This window comes from Shewanella hanedai (assembly GCF_007197645.1).
In the GTDB taxonomy this organism is placed as follows: Bacteria; Pseudomonadota; Gammaproteobacteria; order Enterobacterales; family Shewanellaceae; genus Shewanella; species Shewanella hanedai.
Genome location: NZ_VKGK01000005.1, coordinates 128,851 through 146,500, shown reverse-complemented (window position 1 = coordinate 146,500; position 17,650 = coordinate 128,851). Strand labels below are relative to the sequence as shown.

Genomic DNA, 17,650 nt, shown 5'->3' with positions numbered 1-17,650 from the left:
CCATAGAAATAGAGGGGGAAAATATTTTCGCCCTCTATTTCTCATCCTACTGTTAAACAATGACTTGGTTATTAAAATAGCATTTAATTAGGGACACTATTGTAAGCCACGCGTATCTCACCAACTCTCCATGGTTGGCTTCCATTTAAAGCCCCTAATGTAAAACCCGTCACCTCAGGCTCACCAAATAATCGAGATAAATTAATATAGCCTTTGTTTTCAATCGCAAAAAATCCAGGGACTGCTGTCGTCTCACTGGCATTGATGTCCTGCCAAGTTACCCTATTACTCCCTTGCGTGATAAAGCCTTTATCCTGGTTTCCAGCAGCCCCAAAAAGAGAGGTCACTGAGAATGCCAGTCCAGTGATGTCTGACTTTTTCATGCAGCCCCCGCCCTTGTTAAACTCAACAACGCGAAGATTGTTAATTTCTCCTACCGCTTCATTATTGCTGAAGCTGACATTATCCACTCCCCAATAGCCCTGGGAGTTAGCGCGGATTTGAGTTCCCGTTGTGGGAACCACATCAAAGGCTATTTTGAAAGAGGCTAACCCATCAGCGGCAATAACACTTTGGGAATATAGCGTCGCCGTATTATTGATCCCGTAGCTCGTATTAGGTTGAGCTAACACCTTCACCTTGGTGGGTTCAGTATCAATTAAATTATTACTTTTAATGGCTTGTCGGCCTGACTGTACTGAAGATTTCATTATTGACGTGGTGGTTTCTCCTTGCGTCGTCTCAACAACAATGCTGCCTAGACACGCTGCAATCTCAAGTAATTCTGCCGTATGTGCTGACGTATGAACTTCTGTTTGAAAATACAAAGCAGCCCCACTTTTCTGGGCTTGAGATAAGTAATATTGAACATGACTTGGATCATTGGGACGATCTTTTTCAAAATTATTATCTGGGCCAAGGGAATGATTACCCACCATGTACTTTTTACCATTCAACCGCTCACTTTCATCATCCATGTAATTAAGCAATTCGCTGATAACTGCAGTATTGGGGGCTAAATTTATCGCTTCATGTTGTGCATTCACCTGATAACTTTTCAGCCCGTTAAATGTCATTTCAACCGGCGTTTGCTTCCATGTCTCCATCATAAAAGTAATATCTTCTTTCCATAACGCGACATCACGGTCAAATGTTAATCCACCAGCAACGAGCTGTTTAAAGGCATGAGGAAAGGAATAATGTCGCCATGTCACTTCTGAGTGTAATGTTCCCTGACCCGATATAGACACATCGGAGATCAAGGGTTCATGGTCATATTTAGCCGCAAGCTTAAATTGGAAATCCTCCCAAGCAAGACGATATTTATCAGTCCAAAACTTAGGAATACTAAACGTTCTCAAGTTCCTATCACAGTTGCTTTTACACCAATCAATATCAACTTGACCAGCTAAATTCTTTACCCATTGTGGCGAGTGAACCCCTGGGAGAGCACGTATTCTGACTTTTATTGGCGACTCTGGGTGACTAATGTTCCAACTCTCGGCTGACAGAATCGCGAGATCAATAATATTATTGTCTTTAATTTCTCCAAAGCTAGATGGCTGAATATGCTGCCACTCAACAAAGGCAATAATGCCATCAACGCCTTCAACGGGGTGAGAGAAATGCGTTCTAAATCCAGGATTATTACTGACTTTTGTTTGAGACAGATTATCAGCGCCAACGGTAAAACCTAGCGTTGTATCAACGCCATCACTGATTGGTGCACGTACAAACAACCCTTGGTGAAATGGCTTTTGTAATACATCAGCCTCGCAAAAAGAGGCCGTGACAAGAAGACCAAGCGCGAACATAAATGTTTTCATGGAAAACCTACTTAAGTTAATTAAATATCACGATACGTTAAAAAGTGAATTTACCAATTTTAAAATCTATATCTTTATTAAAATACACACCGTCATTAACAATCTATAAAATCATTAAAAACCTGTAAATTCATTAGAATCTTCAATATTAATATCGTCACTGAATTTAATACGAAAAAACGCTTGCTTTACTTTTCTTTCAGGATAAGCATTGGTTTTATTTATTTTGTTATTCCTAAAAATCAAACCATCGACAGAAAATAGATCAAGAAGCAGTCCATTGTCGTAAACATTAAATGTATTATTTTCGATAAGTATATTTTTATTATATCTTGCTGATTCTTTATGCTCTGCCGAAATACCTGCATCAACAGCGATAATCGCTTTACCCCAAACACCAAAATTCGAGTTATCAAACACATTATTACGTATGACTAAATCTGTAACACCGCCTTGTTCAAACCAGTAGTTTGCGTCCCCCTGAAACATGAGTGCTGCGCCAGGAGCGTGAAAGGTGTTATTTTCGACAATTGTTTTTCCACGGCAATTAAGTAACATGCCGCGAGCCCTATTTCGTCGAATAATATTACCTTTAATGAGTACCTCAGGGTAATCACGCACTCGTGCAACAGAGTCTCCAATACTCAAACGCTTATCGATAATATCGTCAAACGTGATCCGAGTGATCTCTTTGCTTATTCTTTCAATCTGGGTCACTTGATTCGTGCCGTACGTCTTCATACTGGGACCTTGTACTAGCTCTAACACGTCACCTTTGGCTGCGAGACGAAAACCCCACTGTTGTGGGTGCTGCAAACGAATTTCCAATGTCTTTTGATCAATAATATTGTCAACCATGGCATAGATCCCATGGATATTGGTTGCATCGTCTTTTTGGTTTTCAAACACATTATTGATAAGCTCAATTTTGCCAGTGCAGTTAACAAAATGCGTCGCATCAGCTGTGGTACTCACCATACGATTGTGTGAAGGAGTAACATGACTATTTTTTACGGTAATGTTATGACTGTTCTCCGCAATGATCCCCATTCCACCAGCATGGTGAATGGTGACATTATCAAAAATGACATCACTGCTTTCAGTGACGATAAAACCCGGGAAGTTTCGATACTTAGGCTGGAACACCATCGTATTGCCAACCGTACCAGTTAACACGGGATGAAAAATTCGAACGTTGCGCGTGCCACTGATTTTTTCAGCCCTGACGGAGGTACCAATATTCAGATCTTTAACCATATAAGCTGTTTCGCGTTTATCCACATCAAATTCGAGCATACGCTTATAGATATATTCCCGATGTTGATCCATCTCTTTTCGCGCTCTTAATCTTTGAGTGGAGCTGCTATCTGCGACATCATCTGCTTGAGGTAAAAATTTAAGTGTCCCTGACTTGATGTCATAAGGGAAAGCTTGTGGAATGTGCAGATCCATATACCCAGAGCCAACGCCTAAAATGGTAGCTTCGCTATGAAACGTACGCTGAAAATCAATAGAGAGGTTTTTAAGGGTAATGTGAGAGGAGTCTTGAACCAGAAATGGGTTCACTCCACCGTGAAAGACAAAGTTGGCTCCTTGGCCATCAATAACCAGCCCATCAAGATCGATGATTGGGAAAATAACGCGTTTTAATCCTTCATCATTATTACTCACATATAAATAATGTTCTTGTGCTCGGTCGGGATAGAAATCATAACGGCCTTTCTCGAACACTATTTTTTTAACGCCCTCTTTTTTTGCTTTTATTAATAATTTTATGATCTTAGCTGTGCTGTCAGCCGGTTCATCTTTAATCATGCCATGATCAACAACAGCCATGACCTTAGCGGGTTTAGCTTGAGATGCATTGGCACCATTTATTGATACAACCCCAGATGTGCTCGCGATCCAGAAACAACATATCAGCAAAAAATCCAACCACTTTTCTTTACTCACAACCACTCCCTTAATATAAATATTTTTATTACTTAATTAACCGATTGATTCATTAACCAATGGAACAATAAATCAGAAGATCACTCACAACTAGGAGCACTCGTGACACAGTTATTGTTTATGTTCACGTGTTCTGTATTTCCTGCCACATTTACAAAAGGCTTTGAAGGCATATTATCTTTAGTCGAACTATTACCCGTTATATTAATGTTGCTCGCCGCGGATACAGCTATCACATTATCTTGTGGCACATAAGGGAATCTAACTCGGTTAATAAATTGATTATTAATTACATCAACGTCACGGGCACTATGAATATATATCCCCTTACGCACCCAGAACTTAAAAGTATTATTTTTAATCACTATATCATGCAGTAGCTTTTTCTGAGATAGCACACCGTCTCCCTGTATATACATTGAGATCTGAGCAAAATCCTCATGCTCAGGGCTGTTGTGTAATGCGTTAAAAGAGTTTCGCTCCAATACATTGTCAGTAATGGTTATTGTATGACCAATATAACCTTCACTGAAATTGCCTGTAGTGCCATTTTCAGTATTGATAGCAATGCCAGCACCGCTATTAAACTTAATCGTGTTATTTTTGAGTAATACGCGAGGTGTTCTAACGAGGATCCCATGTCGTCGACTTTTAATAAAACGACTATTTTTGATGACAACGCCATCGAACGAGGTATTTTGCATCCAATGGGACTTGTTGGCATCAAACTCAGCAGGTATCGAATCAGATAAAGTAAATGTGATTTTATTGCCTGTACGAGCAATCGCAAGAATAGTGGCAGAGCCTAACGTAACGGCATTAATACTGTCAAAGAAGTCGATCGTATCACCAATAATATAACTGGCTAAAGAGAGTCCATTTCTTAAGGTTATTTGATTGCCATTAATGGACTCAATATTAAGTGAAGTATTCTGCGATATGTTGACAAAGTCATCCCCAACAGATTCTTGAAAGGCACTATCGATATAGATACTGCGATTATTTTTCAAATGAAAAGAATCTGCATTGGTAGCGTAATAGCGTCCAGTTCGTGGTTTTACTGTCACACGATCAAATGTCACCGACTTATTGCCTGTAGCATTAAAACTGCCTGCCGCTGATGCGTGTATTTTCACCTTTTCCACATAAACAGTTTCATTGGCGGTAAATTTAAATGTGCCACGCCCATTGGTGCGCGCCATGCGAATAAACAGATCCCCGGGGCTAATCCCGCTTAGGTATTTTGCATTACCAAAGGTATATTTATAGGTGTTATCCCCACGCTTACTTATCGATTTAACTGCGACCGTAATAGCTGAGTTATTGACTATTTTACCTTTCAAGGAGGGATGTTTCGCTCCACTATCAAGGAAAAAACCAAACTTGCCAGTCAGACTCGGCTCGGCAAAGAAGCCGTCATCTGGCGCCAATGTATTTAACCCAGGAAATCCCTTGGTGGTGATCGAGATACCTTCGTCATCAATCGCGGTTATTTTACTGAGACTGTGAGGCATTGTTTCAAGGTCGAAAGTCAGACCTGACACATAGATAGTCTTGAATTTATCAAACCGAAAAAAGCCTCTGTTGAGTTGTGGTGACACTAGCTGCGAATTATTGCCTTTGATCCACAAAACCTTGTCTTCACCCGTAAACGAAAAGGCCTGGGCTTGAGTGTGAGAAGCCGGTATATCAATAATGTATTTACCATTCGTGATGAATACTACAGCCACTGCTTGAGTCGCCGATGAGCTTTCAAGTGCAGCAATAATAGTTCTGTTTATCGCGTCAAAATCATCAACCCCATCATTAGCAACAGCGCCATAATCCTCTACCTTGAAATACAGCGTTAATGATCCAAAGAGGGATATGTCACCTTTGGTAACGGGCTCTTCTACCAGCTCAATAGCGGCATTAGCATACACACTCATTAACAAACACAATGAAATGACAACTCTTAAAAAAACCATGGTAATGACCCTATTGTTTAATAACTTAGGTTAATCACTCTTTCACACTAAGACACTGATACTAAATATAAATCAGTCTAAGCATTGACTAATTTACACATAATACTGTTCGCTCTATTCCCTCAAAAATGCCATTTTCAACAACCACGTTCTTGGTACACACATTTGTAGCTTTATCGGTGACTAATATGCTTCTAGCAAAAGCGTTTCGACTATGAATATTGGCTAGCCTGACCTTATCAACATGGAAAAGTGCAATATTGTCATCACCTGTAGAATCGAAGGTGCATTTTCTGATCACTATGTTTCTTGATACAGGATCATCGGGTTGATTAATCTGTATTCCACCGCCGCTGGACGATAAGATAGGTGTTTGACCATTGACGGGTTCAGGTCTTGCTATTTCACAGTCCTCTATCAAAATATCACTAAATCCACCACGGATAATGCCTCGTGTGCTTTGGGTCCACTTTATTTCGTCAAAGACTAAACGACTGCCTCGGCTAAAAGAGTAAGGAAATCCAACCTTTTTAGCTTTAATCGCCACAAAATCACCTTGCTCATAATGTGTAGGGTTTAAATTTGTCTTCGTCAGGAAAAATCGCCACACGCGTTTGTTAATTTTTTCTGGAGGAGTTAATACTTGATTAGGAAATCCGTAAGCGATTTGCTTATTATCTTCTAACAAAATTTTTGGGTCTAACGCATCATCGGTCGCTTTTCTTAAATAGTGCCCTAGGTTTCTGTTGCGCCATAATACCCCAGGGGTTGGAAAGCCCTTTTGAACATCAATATCAATCGACCCTGTATCGGTTGCGACAACATAACCTTGGGTTGATGTGTGTCGACTTCGCGTTATATGCATTTTACGCAGGGTTAAGCCGTGAATGTTTCTACCAAAAAAAGCATGCTGCAGAAAATCAGTGAATACCAAAGTGGTCTTGTCTATACCTGCGCCTTCAATGATTAACTGACCTTCAGGGCCGGTATTGAATCCGTTCACACCAAAAGTGATGCTCGCAATGGGGCCAATCGCGGCACTAATCCTATTTGGATTCCTGTCGAGTAAGTGCCGTCCAGCTGCTATTTTTAAAATAATGGTGTCATTAGGAGAGAGAGCAAAATGATCTCTCGCATCATTGATCGCTTGGTTTATGCCTTCTGTTGTTATCCCGTAAGCAGCATCAACATCCCAATTGATTATTTCAGCTTTGGAAGTATGAACAGTACATGACATTAACAGCACACCCTGAAATAGAATGATGAGTGAATTCATTATTTTGCGTTTCATCATTACAACTCCTCTCTTTTTCTAATATCATGATTGACGACATTTTCAGTTCAATCCCTCGAACTGTCACGATGCATAAAACCAATAATATCAATAATTTAAAAATAATAATAAAATATTAGCTATCTAATGCCTATCACTTATACCAAGCTTATAGCTCTCTTTAATTAATAACTCTTATTTATAATATAAATTACAGTACCCAAGCTAACAGCATATTGCAACCATGGATGTGATTTAGGAAAATAGATAAATTGATTCAATGCAGAGCCAGATAAAACATATTCAATATATAATGGCTTTTTGCATAATCATTAATACGGGTTATCTGAAAACTAACTTGATTAAAAACAGTATGTTTATGGAGGGAGGAATAGCTTGGTAAAAGTCCATTTATCATTATCAACTCTACAGAATGATCGATAAATAGTGATGAAAATATTTTTAGTTTGGGAAAATAAAATGAAACCTAAGATAAAGCGAATAAAATATCAATCAGGTGAAACAGCGATTCATTTCATTTTAAAAGAGAGGACAAGATAGTTTAGCTCTTGCTCTATGACTCTAAAATCCCATCTTCTATCGCGGCCTCAAGTTGCTGCTCTAATGAAGACCACAACGCTTCACTGCCTTTCGCTATGCGGCTATTAACACCTAAGATCTGTGCTTTAGTAATGCCGTGTTCACGCCAACTATGACCATTACCATGTAAATTATGCAGTAAAGGGGGCACTCTATCGATGGCCTTAGCAAAAATTGCATCGGCGCTCTCCCCTGACTCAAACTCATACCAAAGAGAGAGATACTCTTCGCCTTGTCCTTGGGGCAAAATGGCCAACAACCGTTTAAGTCCCTCAGCTTCTTTCGCTTTTAACTCTTGAGTTTCACCTGCATAGATGATGGTATCACCAGCATCAATCTCTCCGAGGTCATGAATTAGAAGCATCTTCATAACTCGATCGATATCAATATCGTCATTGGCATAATCTTTTAACATCAACCCAGCCAGCCAGACAAACATGCCAGCTATGCTCTGCAGAATTTTCATATCGCTGTAAACCTACTGGGCGAGTCTTGCGCTTAACATCTTTCAGTTTTTCAATTTCAACAATAAAGGCCAGTACCTTATCAATGGGATTCAAAGCTGCTCCTTATTAAATTTTATCATTCAATGAATTCGTTTTAATGGCGATTTAGTCACTGTAGTGGCGTATCAACGATACCTTGCCATTATCAATCTCGAGCACTTCCAACGAAGTGTATGAATTAGAGATAATCTTACCATTATCTGGATGTACTCCCTTTGTTTGAGTATCGTACTCAAGGGTAATGACATTATGACCGTAGGAGTATTTCGTTAATATAGCCCCATACTCAGTATGGGCACTTATACCCAAGCTACTTGTAAATGCAAAATTCAGTGGGAATTTAATGCACTTTAGGCAAGATATTGTTTGTAGTTAATGGATATCACATCTAAATACTAGATTAACCAAGAATTTTCGTGACTCATTGTTTTCGTTATTTTATTTGTTCCAAAAAGGACACCACTTTATCCATATCTCGGGTACGTTTCATCGGCGGAAGAGAATTGAGAAAAGCCTGTCCGTAGGCGCGATTAACGATACGATTATCACACAAAATGAGTACGCCTTTGTCTTTTTCATCGCGAATTAACCGGCCTACCCCCTGGTTGAGTGAAATTACCGCTTGGGGCAAAGACAATGTCAAAAAGGGATCTTTACCCTCACGGGAAATACTGTCGGCGCGAGCACGATACAAGCTGTCATCCGGTGACACAAAAGGCAGTTTATCGATAATCACGCAGCTGAGTAATTTGCCTCGCACATCGACGCCCTCCCAAAATGCCCCCGTGCCCAGCAGCACCCCATTACCAAGTTGACGAAATTTCTTTAACAGACTTTGCTTACCCGTTTGCCCCTGAACCAATAATGGATACTGGACTCGGCTTCGAAGTTCAGCGGCCACAGCATTCATCATTCGATGGCTGGTAAACAGGATAAAAGTACGACCTTGAGCGGCATTTATCGCTTGTGTGGCCACCCCAACGAGATCCCTTACGGCTGAGTCTTGATAACTCACCCGAGACAAATGCCTAGGCACACATAACAGTGCATTATTAAAGTAATCAAAGGGACTATCTAAGATCATCTTCTTAGCCGAATCGATGCCTAACCCTTTAGTAAACAAACTCAAATCACGATTAATCTGCAGGGTAGCGGAGGTGAAAATCCACGCAGTATTTGAATCGAATAACTGTTCACACTCACGAGTCACATTAATGGGCGCTATTCTCAAAATCAGGTAACGATGGCCGTAATCTATGTTGTAAGCGGCCTGAGCATTATCGCAGAGGAAAAATAAGCTCAGTTTATGGATAAAACCATCCAGCTTTTCGACCGCAGAGTCCAGATCTTCACTGCGTCCAACATGCCCATGCAGTAAGCTCTCTAATGCCTTAAGTTCAGCGACAAGACCCCATGCAGTGGCGGAAATGTGTTTATCCCCCATCAACTGCCGCCAATCTTGCTCATGTCGGTCAAACAGCTGTTGGTGCCAATCATTAAAGAAAGTAATACAGCGGGAAGTGAGCACCTCAATCTGAGATGAATCTCTCAGCTCATTACGGTATATATTGATGATCTCATTAAGCAAGTCTGTCAAACTTCGCGTCGAGATCTGCTGGCCAAAATACGTCACCGCAATATCCGGTAAAAGGTGTGCTTCATCAAATATCACCACATCAGAGTCGGGCAGTAACTCTGCAAATCCCGTCTCTTTTAAAATTCGGTCGGCTAGAAAAAGATGATGATTCACCACGATGATTTTAGCGTCCATCGCTTTGCTTCGAGCTTTGCGAGTAAAACAGACTTCATAATGGCTGCATTTTTTACCAGAGCAAACTTCACGACGACTGGCAATCAATGGCAATGCATCAGAGCTTTCAGACACCGCGGTTAAACCGCCTAAATCTCCATCACTTGTCTGCCCAGCCCACTGGTTGATCCTCAATAAGTCATCAAGCACCTTAGTATCCAATGAATCACAGCCTTGCAGTTGCTTCTCTAACAGATCTTGGCACAGATAGTTATTGCGCCCTTTTAACAGCGCGGCTTTTGGGGATAAACCCAATATCGATAATAACGCGGGGAGATCTTTATAAAACAGCTGTTCTTGCAGGTTCTTACTGCCAGTACTGACAATAATTTGTTGACCACTGAGTAGTGCCGGTATCAAATAGGCGAAAGTTTTACCCACCCCGGTGCCTGCTTCAACCACCAAGTTCGCTTTTTCAGCAATCGCTTCACACACAGCCGTAGCCATGGATATTTGAACTTCACGCGCACTAAAGCCTTGAATATGGTTTGCAAGTGCACCATCCACACCAAATGCTTCAATACTCGCGTTAATCAATTTATGTGTCAGAGGCGTCACAGGGTTCTCTACAGAGGGGAAATCATGTTGTTGGAAGCATTATCCTTATTTACTCAGCTTCTTCAAGTTGAATAGTGAGCATCCATTACGACAAATATGTTTGGAGGCTCACGTCATTACCTACTGAGCGAATATACGATCAAAATTTACCGCTATTGCCCCATTGCTGTTTAGGCAGAATCTTTTCCTGAACATCCCAATGTTCCACTATTTTCCCCTCTTTGATGCGAAACAGATCGAATACACACCACTGCTCACCACTGTGGAGCACATGACTGAACGCGACAACGAAATTGCCCTGCCCAATAATTCGATGCACTTTATTGTATTTCACAGGATGGTTTTGCTCAGCGTTTGTCTTTAGGTATTCATACAGGCTGGCTAAACCGTCTTCAATAAAAGGGCTGTGTTGATCATATCGATGCTCAGAAATATAGCGAGACAGTGTATCAAGTTTTCCATCTACAAGAACATCCTGACAAAACAGGGTTACTAACGCCTTATTGGCTACTGTTTTATCTAGATCTTCAATGGCTGTAGCGCCATCGACCATGCTTCGTCCCGACGCTGTATTTTCCTCATCTTGTTGAATGACATCCCAATGCTCAACTATTTTGTCATTTTCATCGGTATCGAATAGATCCGCGGTCACCCACTTTGCAGCGCCGTGATTGAGGTTCTGATGTACATGCACAAATACATATTGTCCGTCGACAATTGAACGTAATACTTCAATATCACGTACTGGGCAGCGCTCAATAAAGGACTCAAAAAATGCCACAAACCCCTCAACACCATCACCCACGCCAGTACTGTGTTGTGTGTAGCGCTCTCCAGTGTACTCAGTCACTGCAGCTCTGGCGTGACCATCTCGAATTCCTTTAAGATAAAGGTTTTTTACATTGTCTAATTTCATATCCATGTTAGTAAACCTCACTGAATTCCGACTGTCACAGGCTTAAACTTGTTACTTCGAAGATAATCACCAGCAAAAATGACTATTAATACGCGAAACCGATCCCAACGGCATTATCAAAGTGGTTGTAGTCAGAGATTGTCATACCAAAACCACTTTGCAATTTAAAATAACCTCTTAAGCCTTTGTATAAAGGAAATCGCCAACTTAGCTCTTCGTAACCTCTTGAAAAACCGCTTTCAGCTAAATTTCTCAACGTTAAACTAAATTGATGTTTACCAAGGTACCAGTCAGCTCTCACCACGCCATTCCCCAAATAGTCTTCAATATCGGGATTGTAATCCTTAGATGAAAAATCCAATCTTAGCCAAGGCTTAACGCTAATTTTTAGATCATCAAAGGAAAATAAGAACTCCACATAGGCACGATTCCAACTTCGTTCGTAGATCCCGCCTTTGCCATTAGATTGGTGCTCAAAGCCTACGCTGGTATTTTGCCAAACTTGATTACCCTCCCCATGTTGCCATACCCAAAATATTTGAGGTTGATACTGAACATCGCGAAAATAGGCAGAATCATCATAAGCTTGCCAGTTTGCCACTTGGCTATAAACAACATACAAACCATCATTATCAGTGAATAAATTGTTCGCGAGGCCATATTTTAAACTGAATTGAAACTGTAAATTGGTTTTACTAATGTCGTCTTTATTGGGGTTCTGTGGCCGATAATAGGCTTGATTAGGGGATTGAGTTTGGTATAAGGGCAAGACGTAATTATTATCAAATATTTTCAACTGATAAAGGTCATCCTGCGGGACTAAGCCTGCCACACCAGTAACGTCGATATTGGTTAGGTCTCGCTCTTTGGCCGTAATCACACCAGAAAAAAGTAATCCCATGATAATTAATAAATGTATCTTATTGTTCAACATATTAATCCCTATAAAAAAACAGTGCTGTCATTAACTCATTTCAGCACTGTAAATATCCAATTTAACGTCCTCTAAGACTTTGCTTTTTTGAAGCGGTACAAAGCCAGCAATGGTATCAAGGCAACATACGTGATCATGATGAAACCAAAAGAATAGATAAATGCCAATAACGTCGATTGTTGATGCAATAGCTCGCCAATTTGCGCCATAAGATTTGGGTCAGTAATATTGGTATGCTGTAACATAGCTTGTTGCTGCAGCACTGGATTGCTCAACGTGATATCAGAACCTAAAGCATGCCATTCCCGTTGTTCAGTGCGACTGAAATAGGTATTTACAATCGAAATACCAAACGAGCCACCTATGGTTCGACACAAGTTAAACAGAACTGCCCCTCCCATCGTGTCTTTAGCACTCAGAGTTCGATAAGCCATTTGGCTTAATGGTGCGAACACAAGTCCCATGCCCATTCCCTGAATAATCGATGGCACGAGGATCCAATATAGATCAATGTTCATCGAATACTGCATCATCAAATAAGTACCAACAATATTGAGTAACAAGCCAACTGCAACCAACATTCTCGGATCCAGTTTATCCATCGATTTTGCGAGTAGGATTAATACAACGGCAGATGCTATTCCTCTTGGTGCCATCACAAAACCAGTAGTTTCAACAGGATAATGTAGCAATTGCTCCAGCATCATCGGCTGCAACTGGGTAATGCCAAACATCCCAAGCACAAAGCCGGCCATCATCAGGCATGAGATAGCAAGGTTGCGATCTTTGAGCAGCCACATGGGAGCTACATCGCCTTTGGTAATAATGGAGCGCCGAATAAAGTACACACAGGCAATCGCACTGATGATCGTGGAAAAAAGGATCATGTTGGAGGCAAACCAGCCCTCTTGATTTCCTCTATCTAGTACCATTTGCAGTAAACCAATCGCAATGACCATGCCGATAACGAGTGGCCAATCGAGCTTAGTCGGCCCTTTACCTTCAAGCTTCACATACCGATACAATAAGGTTAAACACACTAGTCCCACAGGAACATTGACGTAGAAAATCCAACGCCAGTCCATATTTTCAGTAATGACTCCGCCAACGGTTGGCCCTAGAATAGGCCCTAATAGGATCCCCACACTGAACAGTGCCATGGCCTTACCACGCTGATTTTCCGGATAAATCTGCACCATGATAGATTGTGCTAATGGGATCACCGAGGCACCGAATGCCCCTTGCATGATCCGAAACACGACCATTTCAGCCAAACTATCGGCCTGTCCACATAAGGATGAGGACAGGATAAACCCAGTTATCGAAACTAATAATAAACTACGGATCCCGTATTTAAGCGCAAGATAACTGGCCAAAGGAATGAATATCGCTTCAGCCATTGAATATGACGTTAAAACCCAGGTTATTTGCTCAGACGTGACCCCAAGCGCCCCCATCATATGTGGTAGCGCAACGTTAGAGATCGTCATGTCGAGCAATACCATGATTGACGACAGCATCACCGCTAAGGTAATTAACCTGCGATTAGCAGGCGTGATTGACTCTGCCATCACTTAGTCTCTGATAAAGTATCAACCGTCACTGTCGCACTGGCTCCGACACGCATCATAGGTTTACCATCAAGATCAGTTAACTTAATTCGCACAGGAAAGCGCTGTGGTACTTTTACCCAATTACCCGTGGCATTTTCTGGAGGCAGTAATGAGAAAGAGGAGCCACTAGCAGGTGAAAGAGATTCAACACTGGCAGAAAAAGTCTCATCTGGATACATATCCAAAACCACCTTTGCCGTCATACCTGGCTTCATGGAGCCGATATCTTTCTCTTTATAATTCGCTTCGACCCATGCGGTGTGGTCTTCAACCATCGGCATCATTGCAAGACCAGGAGAGACAAAACTACCAGGTCGAATACTCACAGTGCCCAAGGTGCCATCATGAGGGGCATAGATATTGGTGTAGGACAGGTTTAATGTTGCTTGAGTCAGTTCAGCAGCAGCTTGTTTCACCTTCGGTGCTTCATTGCCTTTAGCGCCTTGCTCTGTGATCAGCTGTGACATTTCAGCTCGGGCAGCTTCGAGTGAAGTTTGCGCTGCAGCGAGTTGGGCTTTCTCATCGTCCCCCTCTTGTTTGGACACTACGTTTTGTTTAACGAGTTCCATTTCTCGCTGATAATTCTTCTGCACATCAATAAGGTTTGCATCCGCGGCGCGCACTTTAGCGCTGGCCGCTAAAATAGCATCATCGGTCGCTCTGTTTTCCAGAGTCGCTGCTTCATAGGCCGCTTTCGCTTCCTCTAGTTGCACTTGAAACAGCGCAGGATCTATCGACACTAAGAGATCACCATCAGCAACATGCTGATAATCGGTAACATTAACCTGAAGCACCCTACCACTGACTTGTGGAGCGATATACAACACATTGGCGTGAATATACGCATCACCAGTACTTGGGTAGAGTTCTTGATGGCGAATATAGAAGTAAACTGCGGTACCGAAAATAACAACTAATGTTATTATGGTAATTAATTTTTTGAATTTAGAAGGTTTTTTAATATCTACAGAGATTTTTTTGTCGGCCTCAATCATATAAACACCTTATTATAAATACAATATTATAAAGATCGTATGCAGCTGCGCCACATTGAATCTAGATGATGAGAACTCAAACTATATCAATCAATTAAAAGTTTAAGTTAATTAACTTATTATCATCACTATCTTCTCGACAATGATAATGAATTCTCATGTTCATCGATAATTTTAAAAACATAGTATAAGGTAACGCCTAACACCGCCCGTGACACAAGTCACAAAAATAATTGTAAAGACCTGTTTTAAAAGAGTTTAATTTTAACCAACATTAACATATGTTCATATTAAACCGTAAATCAAAAAAACTAATACAACTTATGACTTATTTTAATGTAAGAGTTTAAAATACTTCAACCCGCAGATTAACAATATACTCCAACCCTGTCACATATTGCACCTCCATTTACACCATCTTTTATTACCTAGTGATATTATGCTGTTAAATAACATAAGTTAAATCACGTGCTAGGATTTAACATTTAACCAAGTCTTAAATTAAAAATCATTTTAAATAGGAATGTATTTAGTTTATATGAAATAATATTAATTTGAATCAAACCATTAATTGGAGAACCTGATGCCTCAGGATCATCAACACATTATTCAAAAGGCCCGTAAAGGAGTCTCTTTTCTTTTTATTCATTTACCTAAAACTGAAAAATGGCTGCACGTGCTCGTCCTTTCTTGGGTGTTATGGCAACTCTTGTTATCTTTTGGCATGCACGTACATGCAAATACTCCTCTTGCTGCAATCACCGTCATCGATAAATTACACATTTATGGCGGATTGGGCTTACTCGTACTGACCATCATTTTCTTCTCAATCGTAATATCTAGACGAAAAGTGGCTGATCTATACCCTTGGCTTAGCGGAAATTTGACGGGGTTAAAGGCCGATATCAGCACCTTACTGTCAAGGAAGTTACCTGAGGCAGCCCCCGGAGGATTGGCGGCAACCATCGAAGGGTTAGGTTTACTGGCGCTTCTTTTGGCCGTATTTACAGGCCTCTTATGGTATAGCGCTATCTCTTTGGGATTGTCCATTTCCCCTGATTTACTGGCAATCCATAAAACTAGCGTAGGGGCCATTGAGGTGTATTTTTATGGGCATGGCACGTTTGCTTTTTTACATCTGCTCACTTGGTGGCTAGCCAAACGTTGATTGTCACGACATATAGCACACTCAACTTAATGACTGAAGTGCTAAGTACTTTTTATTGATTGAGACAAACCCGAGATACCGTATTTATTACAAAATGACTTTTCACCGCTTCTGGTAAACAGAATCGCTCTTGAGTCTAAGTTTTTCGTTGCCCACCCACGATTAAAAATATCCATTAATATCCATTGCCCTAACAAACCGGCGAGATGGTTTCGCCGTTCACTCCAATCTAAACAGGACTTACATATTGGACGTTTATGTTTCGAAAAGTCATCAACATTCACACCGGACTCGTTGAAAAACATCAGTCCTTTTTCCGTCAACATGGTTTCACTAGCCTTATCAATGATGTATCCACCTTTAGCTAATGCGTCATAAAGGGCGACACCGAATTCGCCAGCGAGATGGTCATAACAGACTCTTGCTTTTCTAAGTCCTTGATCGTCTGGACCGGTTTTTTTCATCGGTGATTCAAAACTCGATGTGATGTTTAACAACTTCTCTAACAGTTCGGCGACTGCTAAGCCTTGCAATTGAAAATACTTGTGTCGCCCTTGTTTTCTAACAACTAATAATTTCCCGTCGACAAGCTTACTCAGGTGACTGCTGGCAGTTTGGGGAGTAATGTCAGCTTCTACTGCCAACTCTGTGGCAGTCAGTGCTTTTCCGCCCAACAGAGCCATTAGCATACGTGAACGAGCTGAGTCGCCGATCAGACTTGCAATGAATGATATATTTGGTTCCACTTTATACCGTCTCTATAGTTCGATGCCCATCGAAGCATAACATTTTTCAGTGACTAAACTGTCTGAAAAAATAATGGAGACACATCTATGAAAATCACCTGCTTTATTGAATACAGAATAAATCCCTCGAAACTCGATATGTTTAATCAGTACGCTGAAAAATGGGCAGAGATTATCCCATCTTGTTGTGGAGATTTAGTTGGCTATTTTCTGCCGCACGAAGGAACCAACGATAGAGCCTTCGGCTTGATTAGCTTCGATAGCTTAGCTGACTATGAAAAGTACCGAGCAAGATTAAAAGAAGATGAACATGGGAAAAACAACTTTCTGTTCGCACAAAATGAGCAGTTTATCATTGAAGAAAAACGTTCTTTTTTAAAAGTCGTGTCAAAAACTTATCAGCAACCAGCGCAGGCACAACCATGATAGCCGTCATTTTTGAAGTCAACCTCAAGAGTGATGGCATGCTTGAATACTTTAACATTGCAGCTGAATTAGCTACGCAGCTATCTGAAATAGATGGTTTTATTTCAATAGAGCGTTTTCAAAGCCTTAATGATCAACACCGCTTTGTTTCATTATCATTCTGGAAAGATGAACATGCAGTGCAAGCTTGGAGAGAGCAAATGTTGCACCGACAAGCCTAAGCAAAAGGGCGAACAGACTTGTTCGATGATTACAGAATACGTGTTGCTGAGATTCTACGTGATTACGGGATGGAAAATCGATCTCAAGCTCCAAAATAACATTAAAGACTCATCATTTTCATCAACCCTCTCTTAGTC

At 40.9% G+C, this 17,650-nt stretch carries 14 protein-coding genes and 1 pseudogene; 3 read left to right on the top strand and 12 right to left on the bottom strand.

Annotated features, from left to right (window positions below; genetic code table 11):
* Positions 1–83 precede the first annotated feature (83 nt).
* The 11 genes from FN961_RS06255 to FN961_RS06210 all read right to left on the bottom strand — a co-directional run bounded on the left by FN961_RS06255 (position 84) and on the right by FN961_RS06210 (position 14,951).
* Positions 84–1,826, bottom strand: coding sequence for a hypothetical protein (locus FN961_RS06255; protein WP_143563698.1), 1,743 nt, complete (start codon positions 1,824–1,826; stop codon positions 84–86).
* Between the two features lie 114 nt (positions 1,827–1,940).
* A complete protein-coding gene (locus FN961_RS06250) occupies positions 1,941–3,779 on the bottom strand; it encodes a right-handed parallel beta-helix repeat-containing protein (protein ID WP_143563697.1) in 1,839 nt (612 codons plus the stop codon).
* A gap of 80 nt (positions 3,780–3,859) precedes the next feature.
* Entirely contained in the window at positions 3,860–5,746 is a 1,887-nt protein-coding gene (locus tag FN961_RS06245; protein WP_143563696.1) for a right-handed parallel beta-helix repeat-containing protein, read from the bottom strand.
* Between the two features lie 88 nt (positions 5,747–5,834).
* A complete protein-coding gene (locus FN961_RS06240) occupies positions 5,835–7,040 on the bottom strand; it encodes a right-handed parallel beta-helix repeat-containing protein (protein ID WP_143563695.1) in 1,206 nt (401 codons plus the stop codon).
* A gap of 553 nt (positions 7,041–7,593) precedes the next feature.
* Positions 7,594–8,085: an HD domain-containing protein gene (locus FN961_RS06235; RefSeq protein ID WP_229814629.1), complete on the bottom strand. Its 492-nt coding sequence runs from the start codon at positions 8,083–8,085 to the stop codon at positions 7,594–7,596.
* The gene (locus FN961_RS26150) at positions 8,012–8,179 is read right to left on the bottom strand and encodes an HD domain-containing protein (protein WP_229814630.1); all 168 of its coding nucleotides are present in this window, start codon (positions 8,177–8,179) and stop codon (positions 8,012–8,014) included. Before FN961_RS26150 ends, FN961_RS06235 begins: the two co-directional genes overlap by 74 nt.
* A gap of 379 nt (positions 8,180–8,558) precedes the next feature.
* Entirely contained in the window at positions 8,559–10,493 is a 1,935-nt protein-coding gene (gene yoaA, locus FN961_RS06230) for a DNA repair helicase YoaA (protein ID WP_143563694.1), read from the bottom strand.
* 139 nt (positions 10,494–10,632) lie between these two features.
* Positions 10,633–11,415 carry a nuclear transport factor 2 family protein gene (locus tag FN961_RS06225; RefSeq protein ID WP_143563693.1) on the bottom strand — a complete coding sequence of 261 codons (783 nt, stop codon included), beginning with the start codon at positions 11,413–11,415 and terminating at the stop codon, positions 10,633–10,635.
* 79 nt (positions 11,416–11,494) lie between these two features.
* On the bottom strand, positions 11,495–12,343 hold the full coding sequence (locus tag FN961_RS06220; RefSeq protein WP_143563692.1) for a phospholipase A: 849 nt from the start codon (positions 12,341–12,343) through the stop codon (positions 11,495–11,497).
* A gap of 71 nt (positions 12,344–12,414) precedes the next feature.
* On the bottom strand, positions 12,415–13,914 hold the full coding sequence (locus FN961_RS06215) for a DHA2 family efflux MFS transporter permease subunit (RefSeq protein ID WP_143563691.1): 1,500 nt from the start codon (positions 13,912–13,914) through the stop codon (positions 12,415–12,417).
* Positions 13,914–14,951, bottom strand: a complete 1,038-nt coding sequence (locus tag FN961_RS06210) for an HlyD family secretion protein (protein WP_143563690.1) — start codon at positions 14,949–14,951, stop codon at positions 13,914–13,916. Before FN961_RS06210 ends, FN961_RS06215 begins: the two co-directional genes overlap by 1 nt.
* Before the next feature lie 583 nt (positions 14,952–15,534).
* On the opposite strand from FN961_RS06210, the gene FN961_RS06205 reads away from it, so the two are divergent.
* Positions 15,535–16,119: a hypothetical protein gene (locus tag FN961_RS06205; protein WP_143563689.1), complete on the top strand. Its 585-nt coding sequence runs from the start codon at positions 15,535–15,537 to the stop codon at positions 16,117–16,119.
* Between the two features lie 41 nt (positions 16,120–16,160).
* Here FN961_RS06205 and FN961_RS06200 read toward each other — a convergent pair whose 3' ends face one another.
* Positions 16,161–16,865 carry an ArsR/SmtB family transcription factor gene (locus FN961_RS06200; RefSeq protein ID WP_143563688.1) on the bottom strand — a complete coding sequence of 235 codons (705 nt, stop codon included), beginning with the start codon at positions 16,863–16,865 and terminating at the stop codon, positions 16,161–16,163.
* A gap of 87 nt (positions 16,866–16,952) precedes the next feature.
* Here FN961_RS06200 and FN961_RS06195 point away from each other — a divergent pair, with 87 nt between their 5' ends.
* Together FN961_RS06195 and FN961_RS06190 are read left to right on the top strand one after the other, a co-directional pair.
* Complete coding sequence (locus FN961_RS06195) at positions 16,953–17,291, top strand: NIPSNAP family protein (protein ID WP_143563687.1); 339 nt, start codon at positions 16,953–16,955, stop codon at positions 17,289–17,291.
* Positions 17,288–17,611 (top strand): annotated as a pseudogene (locus FN961_RS06190) (antibiotic biosynthesis monooxygenase family protein). The gene FN961_RS06195 and the pseudogene FN961_RS06190 overlap by 4 nt, the downstream one beginning before the upstream one ends.
* Positions 17,612–17,650: the final 39 nt, after the last annotated feature.

Bases quoted from the DNA above. Each gene is read 5' to 3' on its own strand.
- FN961_RS06255 (WP_143563698.1), bottom strand. From the start codon at position 1,826: ATGAAAACATTTATGTTCGCGCTTGGTCTTCTTGTCACGGCCTCTTTT.
- FN961_RS06245 (WP_143563696.1), bottom strand. From the start codon at position 5,746: ATGGTTTTTTTAAGAGTTGTCATTTCATTGTGTTTGTTAATGAGTGTG.
- FN961_RS06240 (WP_143563695.1), bottom strand. From the start codon at position 7,040: ATGATGAAACGCAAAATAATGAATTCACTCATCATTCTATTTCAGGGT.
- FN961_RS06235 (WP_229814629.1), bottom strand. From the start codon at position 8,085: ATGAAAATTCTGCAGAGCATAGCTGGCATGTTTGTCTGGCTGGCTGGG.
- FN961_RS06225 (WP_143563693.1), bottom strand. From the start codon at position 11,415: ATGGATATGAAATTAGACAATGTAAAAAACCTTTATCTTAAAGGAATT.
- FN961_RS06220 (WP_143563692.1), bottom strand. From the start codon at position 12,343: ATGTTGAACAATAAGATACATTTATTAATTATCATGGGATTACTTTTT.
- FN961_RS06215 (WP_143563691.1), bottom strand. From the start codon at position 13,914: ATGGCAGAGTCAATCACGCCTGCTAATCGCAGGTTAATTACCTTAGCG.
- FN961_RS06210 (WP_143563690.1), bottom strand. From the start codon at position 14,951: ATGATTGAGGCCGACAAAAAAATCTCTGTAGATATTAAAAAACCTTCT.
- FN961_RS06205 (WP_143563689.1), top strand. From the start codon at position 15,535: ATGCCTCAGGATCATCAACACATTATTCAAAAGGCCCGTAAAGGAGTC.
- FN961_RS06195 (WP_143563687.1), top strand. From the start codon at position 16,953: ATGAAAATCACCTGCTTTATTGAATACAGAATAAATCCCTCGAAACTC.